Raw genomic sequence first — 20,267 nt, 5'->3', positions numbered from 1 at the left:
GGATACTTTTTTACTCTGTATTCAAATATTGACTTTTTAGCAAAAACATAATAAACCAGATGAAAAAAATATTAGTAGCAAATCGAGGAGAAATTGCGCTACGTGTAATGAGAACAGCCCGAAAAATGGGTATAAAAACAGTAGCTGTATTTTCTGATATCGATAGAAATACCCCTCATGTAAAATTCGCAGACGAAGCTGTATGTATCGGTGATGCTCCTTCTGTCGATTCTTACCTAAAAGGGGCTACAATTATAGAAGTAGCAAAAGAACTTAATGTAGATGGCATACATCCAGGGTATGGATTTTTGAGTGAAAATGCAGACTTCGCAGAGCAGGTAGAAAAAAGTGGATTAACGTTTATAGGTCCAAAATCTAAAGCTATAAGAGTAATGGGGAGCAAGCTAGCTGCCAAAGAAACAGTGAAAGCTTATGATATCCCAATGGTTCCCGGTATAGACGAAGCGATTACAGATATCAAAAAAGCGCAAGAAATTGCTTCAGAAATTGGATACCCTATTTTGATCAAAGCCTCTGCCGGAGGTGGTGGAAAAGGAATGAGAGTAGTAGAAAATGAAGCAGATCTAGAATCTCAAATGGAACGTGCTATAAGCGAAGCCACTTCTGCTTTTGGAGATGGTTCTGTATTTATCGAAAAATATATCACCTCACCCAGACATATCGAAATCCAGGTAATGGGAGATCAACATGGCAATATTCTTCATTTTTTTGAAAGAGAATGCAGTGTACAAAGAAGGCACCAAAAAGTTGTAGAAGAAGCTCCTTCTACAGTTTTATCACCAGAATTACGATCAAAAATGGGAGAAGCCGCTGTAAAAGTAGCCAAGTCTTGTGATTATATAGGCGCTGGTACTGTAGAGTTTATTCTTGATGAAAAGAATAATTTTTATTTTCTTGAAATGAATACTCGATTACAAGTAGAACACCCCGTTACTGAACTTATCACGGGAGTTGACCTTGTAGAGCTTCAAATCAAAGTGGCAAGAGGAGAAAAACTTACTATACAACAAGAAGATCTCAGCATATCAGGTCACGCTCTAGAATTAAGAGTATATGCAGAAGATCCTCTTAATGATTTCTTACCTAGTGTCGGGCACCTAGATACGTATACTATTCCCGAAGGAGAAGGTATTAGAGTAGATAACGGATACGAACAAGGTATGGATATCCCTATTTATTATGATCCTATGTTGTCTAAACTTATTACATACGGAGAAACTAGAGAAGAAGCATTGCAAATCATGATCGAAGCTATCAATAATTATGATGTAAAAGGTATTGAGACTACATTACCTTTTGGGAAATTTGTCTTTGAACATGAAGCATTTAGATCAGGAGATTTTGATACACACTTTGTAAAAAAATACTATACTGCAGATGTTACCAAAGCAGACATACAGGATGAAGCCAAGATAGCAGCATTAATGGCAATGAAGCAATACCTGGAAGATCAAAAAACACTTCGTATACCAACTTACTAATTCATACTATGGATTCAAAAATAAAAACATTAGAAGAAAAAATTGCTAAGGCAAAACTTGGTGGTGGAGAACAAAGAATACAAAGACAACACCAAAATAAAAAACTAACTGCAAGAGAAAGAGTCGAATATTTACTAGATGAAGGCTCTTTTGAAGAAATTGGTATTCTTGTCACTCACAGGACTACAGATTTTGGAATGGATAAAGAATTATTTTATGGCGATGGAGTTGTAACTGGTTACGGAACTATAAATGGTAGGTTGGTATATATATTTGCACAGGATTTTACAGTATTTGGAGGAGCTTTATCAGAAACTCATGCCGAGAAAATATGCAAAGTAATGGATATGGCTGTAAAAATGGGTGCTCCAATGATTGGACTTAATGATTCTGGTGGTGCGCGAATTCAAGAAGGCGTTAAATCACTGGGCGGATACGCAGATATATTTCATAGAAATGTGCAAACCTCTGGTGTGATCCCACAAATTTCTGCCATTATGGGGCCTTGCGCAGGGGGTGCTGTATATTCTCCTGCAATGACAGATTTCACCCTAATGGTAGAAGATACTAGTTATATGTTTGTTACCGGTCCTAATGTTGTAAAAACCGTCACAAATGAAGAAGTGACTTCAGAAGAGTTAGGCGGTGCGAGTACGCATGCAACCAAATCCGGTGTTGCTCATATTACCTCTGCCAATGATATTGAGTGCTTAGAAGATATTAAGAAATTACTAAGCTATCTACCACAAAATAATCAAGAACCACCAAAACAAATTCCTTATACACTAACAGATGAATTAAGAGAACAGCTTGCTAATATTGTTCCTGATAATCCCAATAAGCCTTACGATATGCATGACGTAATTGGGGGAATTATCGATGAAGATTCATTTTATGAAATTCATAAAGATTATGCCGAAAATATTATTGTAGGTTTTGCCAGAATTGGAGGAAAAAGTGTTGGAATTGTTGCCAACCAACCGCTATTTCTTGCAGGTGTATTAGATGTCAATAGTTCAAAAAAAGCGGCACGTTTTACAAGATTCTGTGATTGTTTCAATATTCCATTATTGGTATTGGTAGATGTACCAGGATTCTTACCAGGTACTGATCAGGAGTGGAATGGCATCATTGTTCATGGCGCAAAATTATTATATGCACTAAGTGAAGCTACTGTGCCAAAAGTTACTGTAATTACCCGAAAAGCTTATGGTGGAGCTTATGATGTAATGAACTCTAAACATATAGGAGCGGATCTAAACTTTGCATGGCCTAATGCCGAAATTGCTGTAATGGGAGCCAAAGGAGCTAGTGAAATTATTTTTAGAAAGGAAATCAAAGCTTCAGACGATCCAGAAGCTAAACTTGCTGAAAAAGAAGCAGAATATGCTGATAAATTTGCAAATCCTTACAGAGCTGCTCAGCGAGGATTTATCGACGAAGTAATTTTACCAGAAAATACAAGAAGGAAACTTATAAAGGCTTTTAGTATGCTCGAAAACAAAAAAATAGAGCAACCAAAACGTAAACATGGGAATATACCTTTATAATTAAATATTTTTGATTTAAGAAAATTAGCGGGATTGATCCCGCTAATTGTTTTTGTAACTAACAATTCACACAGATTTGTCCATTTGAACCACCACCTTCACCACACGGACAAAAATTAATTTGATAAGTACATATTGATACTTTTATTAATTTGAGATGCTATCTCTTTATAATGTGCTTCATGTTCATCTATAGAAGCATCATAATTACTAATAACATAGAATCCTGCATTCGAAGCTTCGCTGAAAAGTAATTGTGTACTTAATCCGGGATCTCCTCCCGTATGGCCAAAAGTTCCTTTTTCATTATCAAGAATATCCCAAAATACGGTAAAATTTTCTGATGTAGCTGTAAATAATAATTCATAATACTCTTTATTGAATAATGTAGTCGATAATCCTTGTTGTCCTCTAATCATATCTAAAAAAAACTTCATGATATCTTCATTAGACGTTTTTAAAGCTCCATCCGGAAAAGATTCTAAATTGTATAATGGCAATGGAGTATTTTTATTAAAATACAATGTTGCATACTGATCTAATGGTTGATCATAATAAAATGAAGTACTCGTCATTTTAAGAGGATCAAGAATATTGACTTTTATAAAATCCGGATATTTCATCCCTGAAGATTCTTGAATGATATAAGCCATTAAAGAAGCGCCTACGTTAGTGTAAATCTCTTGAGTACCAGGAGTAACTCCATAAAAATTATCATCACTATAATAATCACCTTTTTTATAAAAATAAGCTTCTATAAATTGTTGAAGTGTTTTAGGTTCACGTGAAGTTATTCCATAGCTTTCCATAATTTGTGTTCCTGAAGTAGATAAGTTTTGATTACTCAAAAGGTAATATGAAGACAAATAGACATTATTTTCATCTATTAATCCAGAGGTATGATTAACCAAATGTTTTACCCGAATTACAGCAGAAGGATTTTTAGGATTTATAATAGGTCGAGGCAAAATATCATTTATAGGAGTTTCTAAAGTAAAATATCCTAATGCTATTGCCTTTATTGTAGCAACACCAATAAATATTTTACTTATCGAACCGATAGATTGCAAAGTTTTATTATTGTACGGTATTTGATCTTCGAGATTTTGATATCCAAAACTTTCTTGTAGTGCTATTTTTCCATCTTTTACTATTCCTATTGTAAAACCTGGAAAATTTGATTTTTCTAATATTTGATCAAGTCGTTGAGTCAAACTCTCTTTATCAGTTACATCGATCAAAACAACATCATCATCGTTTGAACAACTAGTAAAAATGATTGTAATCATTAAGAATGTATATACTATTTTTTTCATAATTAATACTTTTTAAAATTGATGGTGTAAAAGTATTTCTCATGAAAGAAAAAGCACTGTTTTTAAGGGGTGTATAACTCTCAATATGTTAGAAGTGTATAAATCAGGACGTTTTTTGACGCTTTCTATATGCTCCAGGGGACACTCCGGAGTGTGTTTTGAAGGTGCTATAAAAATTACTTTTAGACTTAAACCCAGATTCCATTCCAATTGCTTCTACAGAATACTTGTTGAACTCTGGATTATCTAATAATTCTTTTGCTGTTTTAACACGATATTCATTTACAAATTGAATGACACTTTTACCAAGCTCTTGATTGACAACCTGAGATAAATATCCTTCACTTATATTTAATCGTTTTGCTAAATCTATTCTACCTAACAACGGATTTTTATATGGTTTTTCTTCGTCCATTATTTTGTATAATTCTACAATATATTTTGAAACCGTATCGGTATTTCTCTTTTTAGAAAGATGCTCGATAGGATGGATAGTCAATTGTCTATGGATCTCATCTTTCTGAATTACTATTTGAAGTCTAAACACTCCATAATATAAGAGCCACCATGACAAAAATGAAAGTATTGCCCATAGTAGTTGTAAAACGTATTCTGAATCTAAAAAAATCTCTTCCAAGTTAGATACAAACCAAATCACAAGAATTAGAATAATAAATAAGTTAAGCCTCAATAACCAATGTCTTTTTTCTCTAGAAATGACCTCAGCTTTTTGTATCAATCTTCTTGCCCATATCATCAAAACTACATTGTACCAAAAGGACAAACTATCTTCGATAAAGAAAAAGAGATCTACAATAAATGTATCTTCATCAAAAGGAGAATTATATATCCCAAAAACAAAATCCAAATCAAGATATACATCAATTAAAAAGGTTATAAAAAAGATTGCATATAACCATTTATACCAGTTTTTTTGGAAATACGAATGTTTAATTTGAATTAAAAAATAGGTAAATAAGGTAACAGGTACTAAAAACTCCCACATAATACCATGTAGAAATTCTAATATACCATGATCTGCATCATACCAACCTAAAAAAGTAATCCATACTAACAAAAATAAAGATATTGATAAATATTTATTAGCTCTACTGTTATAGAAAGAAGTCGTTATTAGAGATAAACTAATAAAAAAACCTAAAATCACACCTGTAATTACTATTACGTCTAGTGTTGTCTGTAATTTGTACAATCTTTTTTATTTGTTAGGTAAGCTATTTTGCTAGATTTATTTTTATTCAGTTAGGAAAGAGTAAATGTAAACAATATAAATATTTTATTGACCAATTACTCCAAACAAGCCTGCCAGAGTTTCTACAACAACATACTTATCAGATTTTAAAAAAAACAGTAAAAAATTAAATTCTGTAATCTGTATTTAAATTTTGATTTAATCTTATAGTTTTACTATTTTTTGATTTTAAAATAAAACTAAGCCCCTAAGATGAGTAGACAAACCACAAAATATGCTATTTATTCCGTAGCTGTATTATCAGCAACGCTTATTAATCAATATATTATTAAGTATATCAAAAAATATATCGATCAGCAAGGATATCTACTTGTACTCATTGATATGTTGATCGTAGTATTGATCTTTGCACCTGCATTTGCATTAGTTTCTAAATACACTAAGCAACTTTCTAAATCATACTTAAGAACTTCTAAAAAACTTTCAAGTAATAATAATGGAATCTTATTAGGTTTTATAATTGCAATTATAATTTTATTTATTCTTTATGTTGATATAAGACATAATATAAATGTCATTAATGATATTAAAGCCTTAATTTCTTAAATACGCTAACATTGTTACACATCCTAAACATCACAAATAGTAATCGCCTCTTTTAATGAAGCCAATTTATCGTCATAAGTGGGTATAAACTCTTGCGCTACAAATCCCGTAAATTTAGTATCTAAAATAGCTTTCATGATCGCAGGGTAATTTAGTTCTTGAGTATCATTTATTTCATGTCTGCCAGGTACTCCTCCGGTATGATAATGTGAGATATAGTTATGATACTTTTTGATTGTAGCAATAATGTCTCCTTCCATGATCTGCATATGGTAAATATCATATAAAAGTTTAAAATGTGACGATCCTATTTTGTCAACTAATGCAACTCCCCACGGCGTGTGATCACATTGATAATCTTCGTGGTCTACTTTACTATTCAACAACTCCATAACCAAGGTGACATTATTTTTCTGTGCATGTTTTACTAATGGATCTAATCCTTTAGCACATTGTTCCCATCCTTCTTTGTCAGAAATTCCATTTCGATTTCCCGAAAAAATGATGACTTGTTTTATTCCCGCATCAGCTGCTTTAGAAATAAGTTCTATATATTGTTTTTGTAATGCTTCGTGATGCTTTGGATTATTAAACCCTTCTATAATATTAGCAAAAGTATCTGTTGCTAATGAACATTCTAACCCTGCATCCTGAACGATTTTCCATTCATCAGGTTTTAATAAATCTATTGCTTTTAAGCCTATATCTTTTCCTTTTTGAGCGAATTCTTGTAAAGGAATTTTTTGGTAGCACCATCTACATGCAGAGTGATTTATATTTCCTTTGATAGATGATTGAATGTAATTATCCATAGTCTCTGAAGTGTTTTTAAACTCATTAGGAATCATTGCTCCTGAAACGCCAATAGCTCCCAAACTCAAAGATATATTTTTTACCGCTTGTCTACGATTAATTTTGTTCTTAGCCATTTTAAAAATAATTGTATGATGTATCTAAAGATACCATTTTAATAGCATACAATAGCACAGGTTTGTAATTTTACTGTATAAAACAACCCTCAGAGGGTGACAAATCCACTGAGGGTCTAGGCTGAAACCAAAAAAATTAAACTAACTCAACTTACACTCAATTAAACTTGTTTCAGCTTCTCTTTTATTTCATTAAGACATAGATTATTTATGCTCCCAATATGTGTATGTTTAGTATCTTTTTCGGGTTGATAGTTATTATTTTCAATATCTTTTCCAATGTTTATATAAGCATCTCTAAAGGACATTCCATTCATAACCAATGTATTTAATGTATCAACACTAAAGAGGTAATCATACTTTTTATCTCTAAGAATATTTTGATTAACGGTTACATTTTTTAAAGCATAAATAGACATTTCTAAACATGCTTTTGTATCCTGAATGGCAGGCACTATACCTTCTTTAAGTAATTGTAAGTCTCTATGATATCCGCTAGGTAGATTATTGGTTAGTAAACTTAATTCGTAGGGTAGCGCCTGTATTTTATTGCATTTTCCTCTGATCAACTCAAAAACATCAGGATTTTTTTTATGCGGCATTATACTTGATCCAGTTGTAAACTGAGAAGGAATACTCATAAAATCAAAATTTTGACTCATGTACAGGCAGACATCCATTGCCATTTTAGAAAGTGTTCCCGCTACGCTACTTAATGCAAACGCAGTGGATTTTTCTGATTTACCACGACTCATTTGAGCTGCTACTACATTAAATTTTAGTGTTTCAAACCCTAACTCTTTTGTGGTAAATGCTCTATCTATCGGAAAAGAACTCCCATATCCGGCAGCGCTTCCCAAGGGGTTTTGATCAACAACCTTGTATGCTGCATTTACAAAGTATAGATCATCTACAAAACTCTCTGCATATGCAGAAAACCATAATCCAAAAGATGAGGGCATTGCAATTTGTAAATGTGTATATCCCGGTAATAAAACATCTTTATATTGTTCTGCAAGAGTGAGTAGATTATTTGATAATGCTTTCACCAAATCTTTAATTTGATTCAATTCATCTTTCAAATACAAATGCATAGCTACCAAAACCTGATCATTTCGAGATCGAGCAGTATGAATCTTCTTTCCTGCTTCTCCTATACTATTTGTTAATTCAAATTCAATTTTAGAATGTACATCTTCAAATTGATCTTCAATAGTGAATGTACCCTCTTCTACTTCTTTTGAAAGCGCATGCAGTCCTTTTTCTACATCAAAAATATCTTGATCTGACAAAATACTAATTTGATGTAACATCTTGGCATGTGCCAAAGTAGCTTGTATATCATATTTTGCGATGACCAAATCCAACTGTCTGTCATTACCTACTGTAAATATACCTATCTTTTGATCTGTTGGTAATCCCTTATCCCAAAGTTTCATAATTCATTATTTTATATTTGGATTCCAGTATCAACTGGACACACCTCTTTTATACAATTCCTTTTAATATCTTGATATATAATTCGATTCCTTCTCTGATTTCATTGATGTAAATAAATTCATTGGCAGAGTGCGATCTGGTTGAATCCCCCGGGCCAAGTTTTAATGACGGGCAGCTTAATACAGATTGATCCGACAGAGTTGGTGACCCATATGTAGTTCTTCCTAAGGCTAAACCTGATTGTACTACGGGGTGATCTATAGGAATCGATGAGGATTGCAAATGCAATGATCTTGGTTGTACCTCAACGTTTTGAGGCATTGCATCTTTTACAATATCTAAAATCTCTATATTCCTGTATTTGTCATTCACTCTAATATCTACTACCAAATCACATTGAGCAGGCACTACATTGTGCTGTTTGCCTGCATTGATTTGCGTGACAGTCATCTTCACTTTTCCTAAGGCTTCAGATTCTTCTTCAAATTCATATTCTTTGAACCAGGAAATAACATCCAGAGCATTATAAATAGCATTATCATCATTTGGATGCGCAGCATGACTGGCTGTTCCTTTTACAGATACATCCAAGACCAATAGACCTTTTTCTGCAACTGCCAGTTGCATTAAAGTTGGTTCTCCTACAATGGCAAATTCAACATTTTTTAAATGTTTTAATACACTTTTTAATCCCAGTGGACCACTACTTTCTTCTTCTGCAGAAGCTACGATTACAAAATTGTATTTTAGAAATTCCTGATCGTAAAAATGAGTAAATGTTGCTAATAAAGAAACTAAGCACCCTCCGGCATCATTGCTACCTAAACCATATAATTTTCCGTCATCTACAAAGGCTTGAAAAGGATCATTAGTATAATTCCCGTTTGGTTTTACAGTATCATGATGAGAATTAAGCAAAACAGTAGGTTTAGAAACATCAAAGTGCTTATTATAAGCCCAAACATTGTTGTTTTCTCTTTCAAAAGGAATGCTGTATTGTTTGAACCAATCTTCTATCAGCAAAGCTGTTTTTTCTTCTTCTGAAGAAAAAGAAGGTGTCTCTATTAACCTTTGTAATAGTTCTATTGCTTTATTTGTTAATTGTTCTATCATTAGTTTATAAAGTCAATGTTGTACATTTTGTGTTTTTATCTTTTATGAATTCTGCATTAGCGATATATACTTTACTTACATTTTTTTGCAATGCCTCGAAACAATTTTGAAGTTTGGGTAGCATTCCGTCAGCTATCACCTCTGCTTTTTGTAATACTTTGTATTTCTCTAAATCGATATGTTCTATGACAGACTCTTTGTCATTAATATCTTCAAGAACTCCTTTTAACTCAAAACAATATAACAAGGATACCTCGTATGCTTTACTCATTGCAGAAGCTATTTCTGATGCAATAGTATCGGCATTGGTATTAAATAATTGTCCGTCTGCATCGTGTGTTACTGCACAAAAAATCGGAGTGATCTCTAAATCTAAAAAGCCTTTGATCACCTTTGAGTTTACCGAATTAACATCTCCTACATATCCATAATCAACAAATTGTACGGGCCTTTTTTCTGCAACAATAACATTGGCATCTGCTCCTGTTAATCCTAAAGCATTACATTTATATTTCTGTAAGCCGGAAACTATCTTTTTATTCAATAATCCGGCATAGGTCATAACTACTATATCTAAATTTTCTGAAGAAGTAATCCTTCTCCCTCCTACCATCTCTGTCTTAACTCCAAGTTTTGATGCCAGTTGCGTAGCAGATTTACCTCCTCCATGCACTAAGATTTTTGGGCCTTTGATCTTAGAAAAATCTTTTAGAAAAGAATCTAAAGCATCTTGATTTTCTATAATGTTTCCACCTATCTTTATTACTAACAGTTTTTGCCTTTTCATATTATTGTTTTTCAAGAATCTTCTTCAGCACTAACTGTGCTGCATATGTTCTATTATTGGCTTGTTCTATAACTATAGAATTTTCACTATCAATAACTTTGTCATCTACCACAACATTTCTTCTTACTGGCAGACAATGCATAAACTTTGCATTTGCAGTATGTTTCATTTTTTCTTCGGTGATTTTCCAGCTAGAATCCTTACCAATTTTACCATAGTCATGATACGAACTCCAATTTTTGACATATACAAAATCTGCATCTTTCAATGCATTATCCTGGTTGTAATCAATGGGCACCTCTTTAGTAATATGATTAGCTAACTCAAATCCTTTTGGATGGGTAATTACAAAATGTGCGTCCATTTGCTGCATCATTTCTACAAACGAATTAGCGACGGCCTGAGGCAAAGCTTTTGGATGCGGCGCCCATGATAATACAACTTTTGGTTTGTTTGCTTTTTTATGTTCAGTAATCGTAATTGCATCTGTCAATGCCTGCAACGGATGCCCTGCGGCACTTTCCATATTGACGATAGGAATCGTTGCAAACTCCATAAAACTTTTCAACACTTTCTCACTATAATCATCTTCTCTATTTTTGAGACTGGCAAATGCGCGAATCGCCAAAACATCGCAGTATTGTGAAACGACTTGTGCCGCTTCTTTAACATGCTCAGAGTTGCCTTGATCCATTACTGTTCCATCTCCATATTCTAAAGACCATCCCTCTCCTGTAAAATTCATCACCATCACATTCATACCGAGATTTAAAGCTGCTTTTTGAGTACTTAAACGGGTACGCAAACTTGGATTAAAAAATAATAACCCAATGGTTTTATCTTTACCCAAATCTTTGTTTGTCAAAGGATTTTGTTTTAGTGCTATAGCTTCTTCTACCCAAGTATCCAGGGAGTCTATATCATTTATAGAAAAATAGTTTTTCATCTTACTTCTGTTTTCTCTTCTGTTTTAATTTTTGTGAATGGAATTGTATTTTGGATGGCATCGATCATAAAATTATCTCTTATCCCGTTTACTATCCAAGTTTCAATGTTTGATGTTTTTGCGATTTTGGCGGCTTCAATTTTAGACTGCATCCCCCCTGTTCCATGTGAAGAAACAGAGGATACAACTTCATTTTTTAAGGCTTGAATATCGTGTACTTCTTTTATGGTTTGATACGTATTGTTTTCAACAGAAGCTTTGGTACAAATTCCATTTGTATTGGTTGCAATTACCAATACATCAGCCTCTATAAGTGAAGCAGTTAAACCCGCTAGCTTATCATTATCACCAAATTGAATCTCATCAGTTGCTACAGTATCATTTTCGTTGATGATTGGGATATATTTATTGGCTACAAGCACATTGATCGTATTTACAATATTCTTTTTTGATTGTTCTCTCTCAAAATCTGAGTAGGATAACAAACATTGAGAAGTGAGCAATCCAAGATCTCTGAAACTTTCTTGAAATATTCGCATCAAATGTGGTTGCCCTATTGATGCTAATGCTTGTTTTACATTAATTTCTTTACCATTACTCTCTAAATTCACAAATTGCTTTGCCACTGCAATCGCTCCGGAGCTTACGATTACAAATTCATATTCATTTTGTAATGCAACAATTTGCCTGCCAATATCCTCGATCTTACCTCTAGAGATTTGATCAGTCTCTTTAGTAAGTGTATTTGATCCTATTTTTAATACTACTCTCTTTTTATCTGATTTGCCCATCGCCATGTATATACCATTTATTTGTTACCAAATGCTGCAGTCCTATAGGTCCTCTTTGGTGTAACTTATCTGTACTTATTGCTAATTCTCCTCCTAACCCTAATTGAAAACCGTCTGTAAATCGTGTAGATGCATTGTGATACACTGCTGCACAATCTACAGAAGACATAAAGGTTTCTGATTCTTTTTGGTCGTTTGTAATTATAGCAGCAGAATGTCCCCCGCTATATTGATTTATTTTTGAAATCGCACTGATTGTATTTTCAACCTCTCCCAAAACAATTTTGTAATCTAAAAACTCTTCATACCAAACAGAATCGTTAGTTATTGGTTCAATTTCTTCAAACCTGGAAAGGGAGGTATCTCCTAATATTTCTACATTATAATGCTTAAGCTTTACAATAAGATTTTGTATAAAATCTTCTTTATTAGACATATCTTTATCTATTAAAACTTTATCTACTGCATTACAGGCTGATATTTTATCGGTTTTACCATTTATAATAGTGTCAATGGCTAATGCTTTGTCTGAATCTTTATGAACATACACAAAATTGTTTCCTCTACCGCTTACGATTACCGGACATGTAGCGTGAGTCTTTACGAATTCGATTAGCTTTTCGCCGCCTCTTGGCACAATCAAGTCCAGGTTTTGTGTAGGTTTTTCTAGAAATGCTTGTGTCTTTTTTCTATCGTAATCTAGGTATTGCACCCAATTTGTCTCAACATTTGCTTCGAGAAGTGAGATATGCCAAAGTTTTACAAGTTCAAGATTAGAATGAATAGATTCTTTGCCTCCTTTGAGTAAAATCGTATTACCAGATTTAAATGCAATTCCGGCAGCTTCGATGGTAACATCCGGTCTTGATTCATAAATAATTAGTATTGTTCCAAAGGGAGCCGTTTTATTAAAGATTTTCATTCCATTTTCATGTGTGAATTGAAATCGTTCTACACCAATTGGATCATCTTGTTTTACTAATTGTTTTAAAGATAAAATCATCCCATCGATTTTTGCTTCATCAACTTTTAATCGATCAAACATTGCTTTATCAGCTCCTTTGTATTCCTTTATATCTTTTTGGTTTGCTTTAATGATAACTTCTCTATTTTGATCAATTAGAGCTGCCATATGTTGCAAAACCAAATTTCTCTTTGATATGTCTAATACTCTACCCATATTTTAAGCTTTTTCTAACACTAGTACATTTTGCAATGCTTTAATAAATTGATCAATCTCTTTTGTCCCGGCTGTTAATGGAGGAAGTATTCGTAACAATTTTTTGTTCATTGCTCCTCCTGTAAAAATATGTTGCTCATAGATGAGTTTTTTTCTTAGATCACTAACTTCAAAATCAAACTCTACCCCTAACATTAATCCTTTTCCCTTTATTTTTTTTATTCCAGGAAGTTCAGATGCTTTTGAGAAAAAATATGTTCCAATCTTTTCTGCATTATTTATAAGATCTTCTTTTTCGATAACATCTAAAACCCCTAAAGCGGCTGCGCAAGCCAGATGATTACCTCCGAAAGTAGTTCCTAATAATCCATAACTAGGTTTTATGTGAGGTGCTATCATGATTCCCCCTATTGGAAAACCATTGCCCATGCCCTTTGCTATAGAAATAATATCTGGAGTGATCCCATGGTATTGATGTGCAAAAAATTTACCACTTCTACCATATCCTGACTGTACCTCATCTAAAATTAAAACTGCCCCAAACTCATGGCATAAAACTTCCAGTTCTTTAAAAAAGCTTGATGTACCTTGATCTAGACCTCCTACTCCTTGAATGGGTTCTATAATTATAGCACATACATCTCCTTTTTGTAATTCGGATTTTACTGAGTTAATGTCATTAAGTGGCAAAAAAGTAACTTGCTGTTGTTGATTGAGTGGTGCGTTGATCTTCTTATTATCAGTAGCAGCAACAGCTGCTGATGTTCGCCCATGAAAAGCATTATCAAATGCAATCACTCTCGATTTATCTGTGTAAAAAGAAGCTAATTTCAAAGCATTTTCATTAGCTTCGGCTCCCGAATTACATAAAAATAATTGATAGTCTTCATAACCAGAGAGTCTTCCTAATTTTTCTGCCAGTTGCAATTGCATATTATTTTGAACGGCATTAGAATAGAAACTGATCTTTTCTAATTGTTCTTTTACTTTTTTTATGTAATAAGGATGTGAATGCCCAATAGAAATCACTCCATGCCCGCCATATAGGTCAAGATATTCTATTCCATCTTTGTCTTCTACAATACAACCATATGCATTTACAGGCTCTACATCATATAAAGGATATACATCAAATAGTTTCATTTCTTTGGTTTTTTGTTTGTGATTTCAAGTCATTCATTTTATTTATAATTGATCCCCATCAATTATTTTATCGTATTTATCTTTTCATAAGAAGCCATTACTCCTTTGATTACGGATGAGCTAAGTCCTTGATGCTCCATTTCGTTTAATCCTTCTATTGTGCATCCTTGTGGAGTTGTGACTTTATCAATTTCACGTTCGGGATGTGTTCCATTTTTTGCAACCAATGTTGCTGCTCCTATCGCGGTTTGTACTGCTATAATTTGAGCTTCATGCGGATGGAAACCCATTTGTATTCCCCCTTGTATCATGGCTCTTAGAAATCTTAAAAAGAATGCGATACCACTCGCTCCCAAAACTGTAGCTGCTTGCATTAATCGTTCTTCGATGATCAATGTTCTCCCAATAGTATCAAACATTTCTTCAACAAACTTTAATTCTTCTTTTACATCTTCATTTGCTGCTATACAGGTCATTGACAGTTTTTTTGAAGCTCCTGTATTAGGCATTACTCGTACTACTTTATTATCAGGAACAACCTCATTAATTTCTGCAATAGATGTTCCTGTCACGGTAGAAATCAAAATTTGATCTGATGTGAGTTTATCTTTAATTTCTTCTAATACCAGATCTAATTGTCTTGGTTGAACACAGAGAATAATCCATTTTACACCTTTTATCGATGTAATAATATCTTGAGAAATAGAAATGTTTAGTTTTTCTTCAACTTCTTTGAGGTTGTACTTTGATTTATCTACTGCTGTAATATCAGATGCATCTATTATATCACTAGCTGCTAAACCGGATAGTATTGATTTACCTAAGTTGCCTACTCCTATAATTGTTACTTTTTTCATATCTAAAATGCGCTCGCCTTTAATTTTAGTCCTGTATTTTCTTCTAGTCCAAGCATAAGATTCATATTTTGAATAGCTTGCCCTGATGCTCCTTTTATTAGGTTATCGATTATTGAGGTGATTAATATCATTCCGTCTTTTTTCTTAATATGAAGAATACATTTATTCGTATTTATGACTTGTTTCAAACTAATTTCTTGATCAGAAACTATTGTAAATACTGCATCTTTATAAAAAGATGTATATAACGCCTTTGCTTCTTCTTCGTTACCTTCATATTTGGTATATAAAGTAGCATAGATTCCTTTGCTAAAGTTTCCTCTATTCGGAATAAAAAAGATAGAGGTTTCGAAACCTTGTTGTAATTGTTTTATACTTTGTTCTATTTCCTGTAAATGTTGATGCGTAAACACTTTATAGCTCGAAAAATTATTATCTCTCCAACTAAAATGTGTTGTACTACCGGGTACTACTCCTGCCCCTGTACTACCTGTTGTTGCATTTACATGTACTGTATCAATAATTTTATCTCTGGAAGCTAGTGGCAGTAATGCCAGTTGAATTGCTGTTGCAAAACATCCAGGATTCGCAACATTATGTGCGGACTTAATTTTTTCTTTTTGTAGTTCGGGTAATCCATACATAAATTCCCTACCCAGATACTTATGATCTTTTTGTAATCTAAAATCGTTGCCCAAATCAATTACCTTAGTTTTTTCTGAAAAATGATGCGTTTCTAAGAAAGATTGTGATCTCCCATGTCCTAAACACAAAAACAAAACATCTACATTTGGATTGATAGTGTCTGTAAATACAAGATTAATTTCTCCTAACAAATCAGGGTGTTGTTTACCTATAGATATACCTGCATTGGTCGTACTATACACAAAATCTAATGTTACTTTTGGATGATGGATAAGTAACCTTAGTAATTCTCCGGCTGTGTATCCTGATCCTCCTATTATTCCAACAGTAATCATAATTGACCTGAATTTACGTTATGATAAATTTTATTGGCATTACCATAGATTTTGATAAATCCTTTGGCATCTTCTGAAGTCCAGGAATTATTCATTTCTCCATATTGTCCAAAATCTGATTTCATCATATCAAAATCTGATTCTATTCCTTCTAATGTAAAATGATAAGGTTTCAATTGCACCGTAACATTTCCCGTCACTGATTGTTGAGAGTCTTCCAAAAATGCTTCAATATTTCGCATTACCGGGTCTAGATAATTACCTTCATGTAATAACATCCCATACCAATTTGCTAATTGCTCTTTCCAGTATTGTTGCCATTTGGTCAACACATGTTTTTCTAATAAATGATGCGCCTTGATAATTACAATAGGTGCAGCAGCCTCAAACCCTACTCTCCCTTTTATACCAATAATCGTATCACCAACATGAATATCTCTTCCTATCGCAAAGGCACTTGCTAATTCTTCTAATTTTTGGATATTTTTTACAGGTGTATCTTTTATTCCATCTATTCCTATCAATTCTCCTTTTTCAAAATTAAGAACAATAGTCTCTTCTTTTTCTTTTTGAAGCTGACTTGGATAAGCTTCGTTTGGTAATGCGTTTGATGATGTTAAAGTCTCTTTACCACCAACACTAGTCCCCCATATTCCTTTATTGATAGAATATTGGGCTTTTTCCCAACTATAGTGAACACCATGTTTTTCTAAATAAGCTACTTCTTCTTGTCTAGAAAGTTTTAGATCTCTAATAGGTGTTATAATTTCAATCTCTGGAGCAAGTGTTTGAAAAATCACATCAAACCGTATTTGATCATTCCCGGCTCCTGTACTACCATGAGCAATATACTTAGCTCCTATTTTCTTAGCGTGATGAATCACTTCAATTGCTTGAAAAATTCGTTCTGCGCTAACTGAAAGTGGATAGGTATTATTCTTTAGAACATTACCAAAAACTAAATATTTGATTGCTTTTTGATAAAAACTATCTAATATCGTTTTATTTACATGATCCGAACTTCCTAACTCATAAGCTCTTTTTTCTGTTTCCTGTAACTCTTGTTCTGAGAACCCACCCGTATTTACTAAAATTGTGTGCACTTCAAGATTTTTCTCGTGCATAAGATATTTTACACAATACGATGTATCTAGGCCTCCACTATATGCTAATACTACTTTTTCCATACTAATAACTGCTTATTATTTGTAAGCATTGTTTGTTTGATATTCTTTAATCTTTTTAGAATTCGTTTGTTAAACCATTTTTCTTTTTTCTTTACTTTTTTTGAAGGATCGTAAAGCATTCCTGTGCATAAACACATCTTGTGATCTTTAGCGGTCAGGATTTCATAATTTGTACATGTCTTGCATCCTGCCCAAAACTTAGGGTCATTAGTTAATTCTGAAAAAGTGACTGGTTTGTATCCCAATTCAGAATTAATTTTCATGACAGCAAGTCCTGTAGTGATTCCAAATACTTTTGAAGTCGGATATTTTTTTAGTGAATAGTTAAATGTAAATTCTTTGATTTTTTTTGCTAAACCTTGATTCCTATAATCAGGATGAACCACTAATCCAGAGTGGGCAACATACTTTTCATGTCCCCAAACTTCTATATAACAAAACCCTGCAAATTTCCCATCAGACAAAGCTATGATTGCATTTTGGTTCTCCATTTTATTTTGAATATACACGGGTGTTCTTTTGGCAATACCAGTACCACGTACTTTTGCAGAATTTGATATCACGTCACAGATTTCACGTGCATATTTAAAATGATTCTTATTGGCGATGATAATATCTACCTTTTTCATCTTATCTTCAATTATTTTTAGGTCAGATAGACTTCAAATATGAATAGTGCTTATTTTATAAACAAATCATTGTTTATCAATAAGTTGATTTAAAAAATTTCAGGATTACATTCCAAAAAAAGAATTCGAGGTTATATTGTATCTAGAATAAAACTATTCTAACTATTAAAACCGAATATGTAAAATGGAATTGTCTCTAAGGAGAAATAGGGCGCACCTACTTCAAAAGAAAATTAGACCCCCAAGGGGCGACGAAAACAGCGTACAGAAGTTAAAGAATCACTGAAATTGTACAAGAATTGAACTTGATCGTTTGAATAAATAAAATTTGCTGTTTCCATAATAGTAACTCTAAATCGTCGGCCGAAGCCCCTTTCGTTAACTAGATAATGCAATATTACATAAAAACTTGATCATGTGATAATAAATGCCACCTTTTTTCAAAATATTACAATTCTTGCAAAGACAACCCTTTTATTTTAAAAACATTTTAAAAAAAATGCCATTTATTAGCAGTATTTATAAACATTATCATAATAAAATTGGTTTTTATTTGTTTTTGTTTTAAATTGGTTAACCAAATTGGTCACCCAATTAATGTCTAACACAAACAATTAATTAAAATGAAAACCTTCAATTTTTTTAACCGACTTTGTATACTAATGTCAATCGCATTATTATCAAGTTGTACTACAGACTCTGTAGAAGATCAAGCACTCTTAACACAGGATAGCGTTACTTCTTCTAATGCTAAAGTTGCTATTGTTTCAGTATCAGCAAATGGTGATGACGGTAATGTACCCGCTAATACTATAGATGGAAATCTTAGTACTCGTTGGTCATCCCTAGGAGCATCAGGAAAATATATCACCTATGATTTAGGGTCTCCAAAAAAAATATCTCAGCTCAAAATTGCTTGGTATAAAGGAAACCAAAGAAAATCTTACTTTAAGATTAGAGCTGGCAATTCGACTTCTAATTTAACTACAATATTTGATGCTAAGTCATCTGGTAGCAGTGGTTCAACAAATCAACTTGAAACTTACAATTTTAATGAAACTACAGTACGATATGTTCGTATTTCTACTTTTGGAAATTCTAGTAATAACTGGAATAGTATTTCAGAAGTACAAATTGCAGGAGACAACGGTTCTACTAACCCTCCTGACTCTTCTGCTAATACTCCATATCAACTTTTAGGACTTCAAAATTGGAAATTAAATGGTTTAAGAGGTAGTAAATCAAACAATACTTATGTAGACCAAATTCCTAATTTATCTTCTTATACAAATTCAGATTGGTTCTTTCTTCAAAATGGATGGACAATCTTTCAGGTATGGTCAGGTAGCGATACATCTTCTGGGTCTGGTAATCCAAGAATGGAACTTAGAGAGTTGACAGCCAACGGTAATAATAATATCTATTGGGATGGTACCACAAGTAAGGAACACAGAATGAAATGGAGAGTACGAGTTGATCGTTTGCCAAGCTCGGGAAAAGTATGTTTTGGGCAAATACATGACAGAACTGATAAGTTTGATGATGTAATACGAGTACAATGCCAAGGGTCAGCAAACCAAACCAGTGGTTCTGTAAAAATGAGAATCAACGGATATGTCACCGAAGTATTAGAAGGCGGAGGAAAAACTGTTGGTAACTTTAACTTAGGAGAAGAATTATATTTAGAACTTACCTATCAAAATAGTGTCGTTAAACTTTATGAGCTTAATAATAGTGGTAATCGAGTAAGAACAATATTTACTTCTAAAAAAGCTTCTGCCAAAGAAAATTACTTTAAAGCAGGAAATTATCTCCAATCTATGAAAGGAAAAAGTTATAAAAGTTCAGATTACGGTAGGGTAGCAATCAAGAAACTTGACGTATTTCACTAAAAACGAATAGAAACATCTATCATAATAAGGTTATTCTATATTGATGAATAACCTTATTTTATAAAATAACCTTTCAAAATAAAAAAGAAATAAGTCGATATCTTATTTGGTTTTATCAGTATTATGAAGTTAATAGTAGTTTAAAAAGTTATTTAAATAGTATTATATTTCTACATTTAAATTTTATTAAATTATTTTAATTTTAA

18 protein-coding genes are annotated in these 20,267 nt (G+C 32.9%); 4 read left to right on the top strand and 14 right to left on the bottom strand.

The genetic code is table 11. The annotated features are described in order from the left end of the window. Nucleotides 1-59: 59 nt before the first annotated feature. Together accC and FHK87_RS22830 are read left to right on the top strand one after the other, a co-directional pair. Complete coding sequence (gene accC, locus FHK87_RS22835) at nucleotides 60-1,502, top strand: acetyl-CoA carboxylase biotin carboxylase subunit (protein WP_140597192.1); 1,443 nt, start codon at nucleotides 60-62, stop codon at nucleotides 1,500-1,502. Between the two features lie 8 nt (nucleotides 1,503-1,510). After that, nucleotides 1,511-3,052 carry an acyl-CoA carboxylase subunit beta gene (locus FHK87_RS22830; protein WP_140597190.1) on the top strand — a complete coding sequence of 514 codons (1,542 nt, stop codon included), beginning with the start codon at nucleotides 1,511-1,513 and terminating at the stop codon, nucleotides 3,050-3,052. Nucleotides 3,053-3,168: 116 nt separating this feature from the next. Here FHK87_RS22830 and FHK87_RS22825 read toward each other — a convergent pair whose 3' ends face one another. Continuing rightward, nucleotides 3,169-4,368 (bottom strand): serine hydrolase domain-containing protein, encoded by a 1,200-nt coding sequence (locus tag FHK87_RS22825; RefSeq protein WP_140597189.1) that lies wholly within the window; start codon nucleotides 4,366-4,368, stop codon nucleotides 3,169-3,171. Between the two features lie 103 nt (nucleotides 4,369-4,471). After that, the gene (locus FHK87_RS22820; RefSeq protein WP_140597187.1) at nucleotides 4,472-5,581 is read right to left on the bottom strand and encodes an AraC family transcriptional regulator; all 1,110 of its coding nucleotides are present in this window, start codon (nucleotides 5,579-5,581) and stop codon (nucleotides 4,472-4,474) included. Between the two features lie 252 nt (nucleotides 5,582-5,833). Here FHK87_RS22820 and FHK87_RS22815 point away from each other — a divergent pair, with 252 nt between their 5' ends. Next, a complete protein-coding gene (locus FHK87_RS22815) occupies nucleotides 5,834-6,187 on the top strand; it encodes a hypothetical protein (protein WP_140597185.1) in 354 nt (117 codons plus the stop codon). Between the two features lie 23 nt (nucleotides 6,188-6,210). Here the strand turns inward: FHK87_RS22815 and FHK87_RS22810 are convergent, their stop codons facing one another. The 12 genes from FHK87_RS22810 to FHK87_RS22755 all read right to left on the bottom strand — a co-directional run bounded on the left by FHK87_RS22810 (nucleotide 6,211) and on the right by FHK87_RS22755 (nucleotide 18,169). After that, nucleotides 6,211-7,116: a hydroxypyruvate isomerase family protein gene (locus tag FHK87_RS22810; RefSeq protein WP_140597182.1), complete on the bottom strand. Its 906-nt coding sequence runs from the start codon at nucleotides 7,114-7,116 to the stop codon at nucleotides 6,211-6,213. A 161-nt stretch (nucleotides 7,117-7,277) separates the two neighbouring features. Further along, complete coding sequence (argH, locus tag FHK87_RS22805) at nucleotides 7,278-8,555, bottom strand: argininosuccinate lyase (protein ID WP_140597179.1); 1,278 nt, start codon at nucleotides 8,553-8,555, stop codon at nucleotides 7,278-7,280. Nucleotides 8,556-8,604: 49 nt separating this feature from the next. After that, the gene (locus FHK87_RS22800) at nucleotides 8,605-9,669 is read right to left on the bottom strand and encodes a M20 family metallo-hydrolase (protein WP_140597177.1); all 1,065 of its coding nucleotides are present in this window, start codon (nucleotides 9,667-9,669) and stop codon (nucleotides 8,605-8,607) included. A gap of 4 nt (nucleotides 9,670-9,673) precedes the next feature. Next, the gene (gene argB, locus FHK87_RS22795; RefSeq protein ID WP_140597174.1) at nucleotides 9,674-10,456 is read right to left on the bottom strand and encodes an acetylglutamate kinase; all 783 of its coding nucleotides are present in this window, start codon (nucleotides 10,454-10,456) and stop codon (nucleotides 9,674-9,676) included. Nucleotide 10,457: 1 nt separating this feature from the next. Further along, nucleotides 10,458-11,402, bottom strand: a complete 945-nt coding sequence (locus FHK87_RS22790; RefSeq protein ID WP_140597172.1) for an N-acetylornithine carbamoyltransferase — start codon at nucleotides 11,400-11,402, stop codon at nucleotides 10,458-10,460. Then, nucleotides 11,399-12,193: a glutamate 5-kinase gene (proB, locus tag FHK87_RS22785; protein ID WP_140597169.1), complete on the bottom strand. Its 795-nt coding sequence runs from the start codon at nucleotides 12,191-12,193 to the stop codon at nucleotides 11,399-11,401. The genes FHK87_RS22790 and proB overlap by 4 nt, the downstream gene beginning before the upstream one ends. After that, the gene (locus tag FHK87_RS22780; RefSeq protein WP_140597167.1) at nucleotides 12,177-13,373 is read right to left on the bottom strand and encodes a glutamate-5-semialdehyde dehydrogenase; all 1,197 of its coding nucleotides are present in this window, start codon (nucleotides 13,371-13,373) and stop codon (nucleotides 12,177-12,179) included. The genes proB and FHK87_RS22780 overlap by 17 nt, the downstream gene beginning before the upstream one ends. 3 nt (nucleotides 13,374-13,376) lie before the next feature. Then, nucleotides 13,377-14,516, bottom strand: coding sequence for an aspartate aminotransferase family protein (locus FHK87_RS22775; RefSeq protein ID WP_140597165.1), 1,140 nt, complete (start codon nucleotides 14,514-14,516; stop codon nucleotides 13,377-13,379). A 62-nt stretch (nucleotides 14,517-14,578) separates the two neighbouring features. Then, nucleotides 14,579-15,373 (bottom strand): pyrroline-5-carboxylate reductase, encoded by a 795-nt coding sequence (gene proC, locus FHK87_RS22770; RefSeq protein WP_140597162.1) that lies wholly within the window; start codon nucleotides 15,371-15,373, stop codon nucleotides 14,579-14,581. A 2-nt stretch (nucleotides 15,374-15,375) separates the two neighbouring features. Next, on the bottom strand, nucleotides 15,376-16,353 hold the full coding sequence (argC, locus tag FHK87_RS22765) for an N-acetyl-gamma-glutamyl-phosphate reductase (protein ID WP_140597160.1): 978 nt from the start codon (nucleotides 16,351-16,353) through the stop codon (nucleotides 15,376-15,378). Next, complete coding sequence (locus tag FHK87_RS22760) at nucleotides 16,350-17,540, bottom strand: argininosuccinate synthase (RefSeq protein ID WP_140597157.1); 1,191 nt, start codon at nucleotides 17,538-17,540, stop codon at nucleotides 16,350-16,352. Before FHK87_RS22760 ends, argC begins: the two co-directional genes overlap by 4 nt. Next, entirely contained in the window at nucleotides 17,528-18,169 is a 642-nt protein-coding gene (locus tag FHK87_RS22755; protein WP_140597155.1) for a GNAT family N-acetyltransferase, read from the bottom strand. The genes FHK87_RS22760 and FHK87_RS22755 overlap by 13 nt, the downstream gene beginning before the upstream one ends. A gap of 662 nt (nucleotides 18,170-18,831) precedes the next feature. Here FHK87_RS22755 and FHK87_RS22750 point away from each other — a divergent pair. Further along, complete coding sequence (locus FHK87_RS22750) at nucleotides 18,832-20,061, top strand: polysaccharide lyase family 7 protein (protein ID WP_226294385.1); 1,230 nt, start codon at nucleotides 18,832-18,834, stop codon at nucleotides 20,059-20,061. The last annotated feature ends 206 nt before the right edge of the window (nucleotides 20,062-20,267 follow it).

The sequence above is a fragment of the Aquimarina algicola genome (genome assembly GCF_006443095.1).
GTDB lineage: Bacteria > Bacteroidota > Bacteroidia > Flavobacteriales > Flavobacteriaceae > Aquimarina > Aquimarina algicola.
Note: the sequence above shows the minus strand (reverse complement) of the source record. Positions and strands in the feature narration are given on the sequence as shown.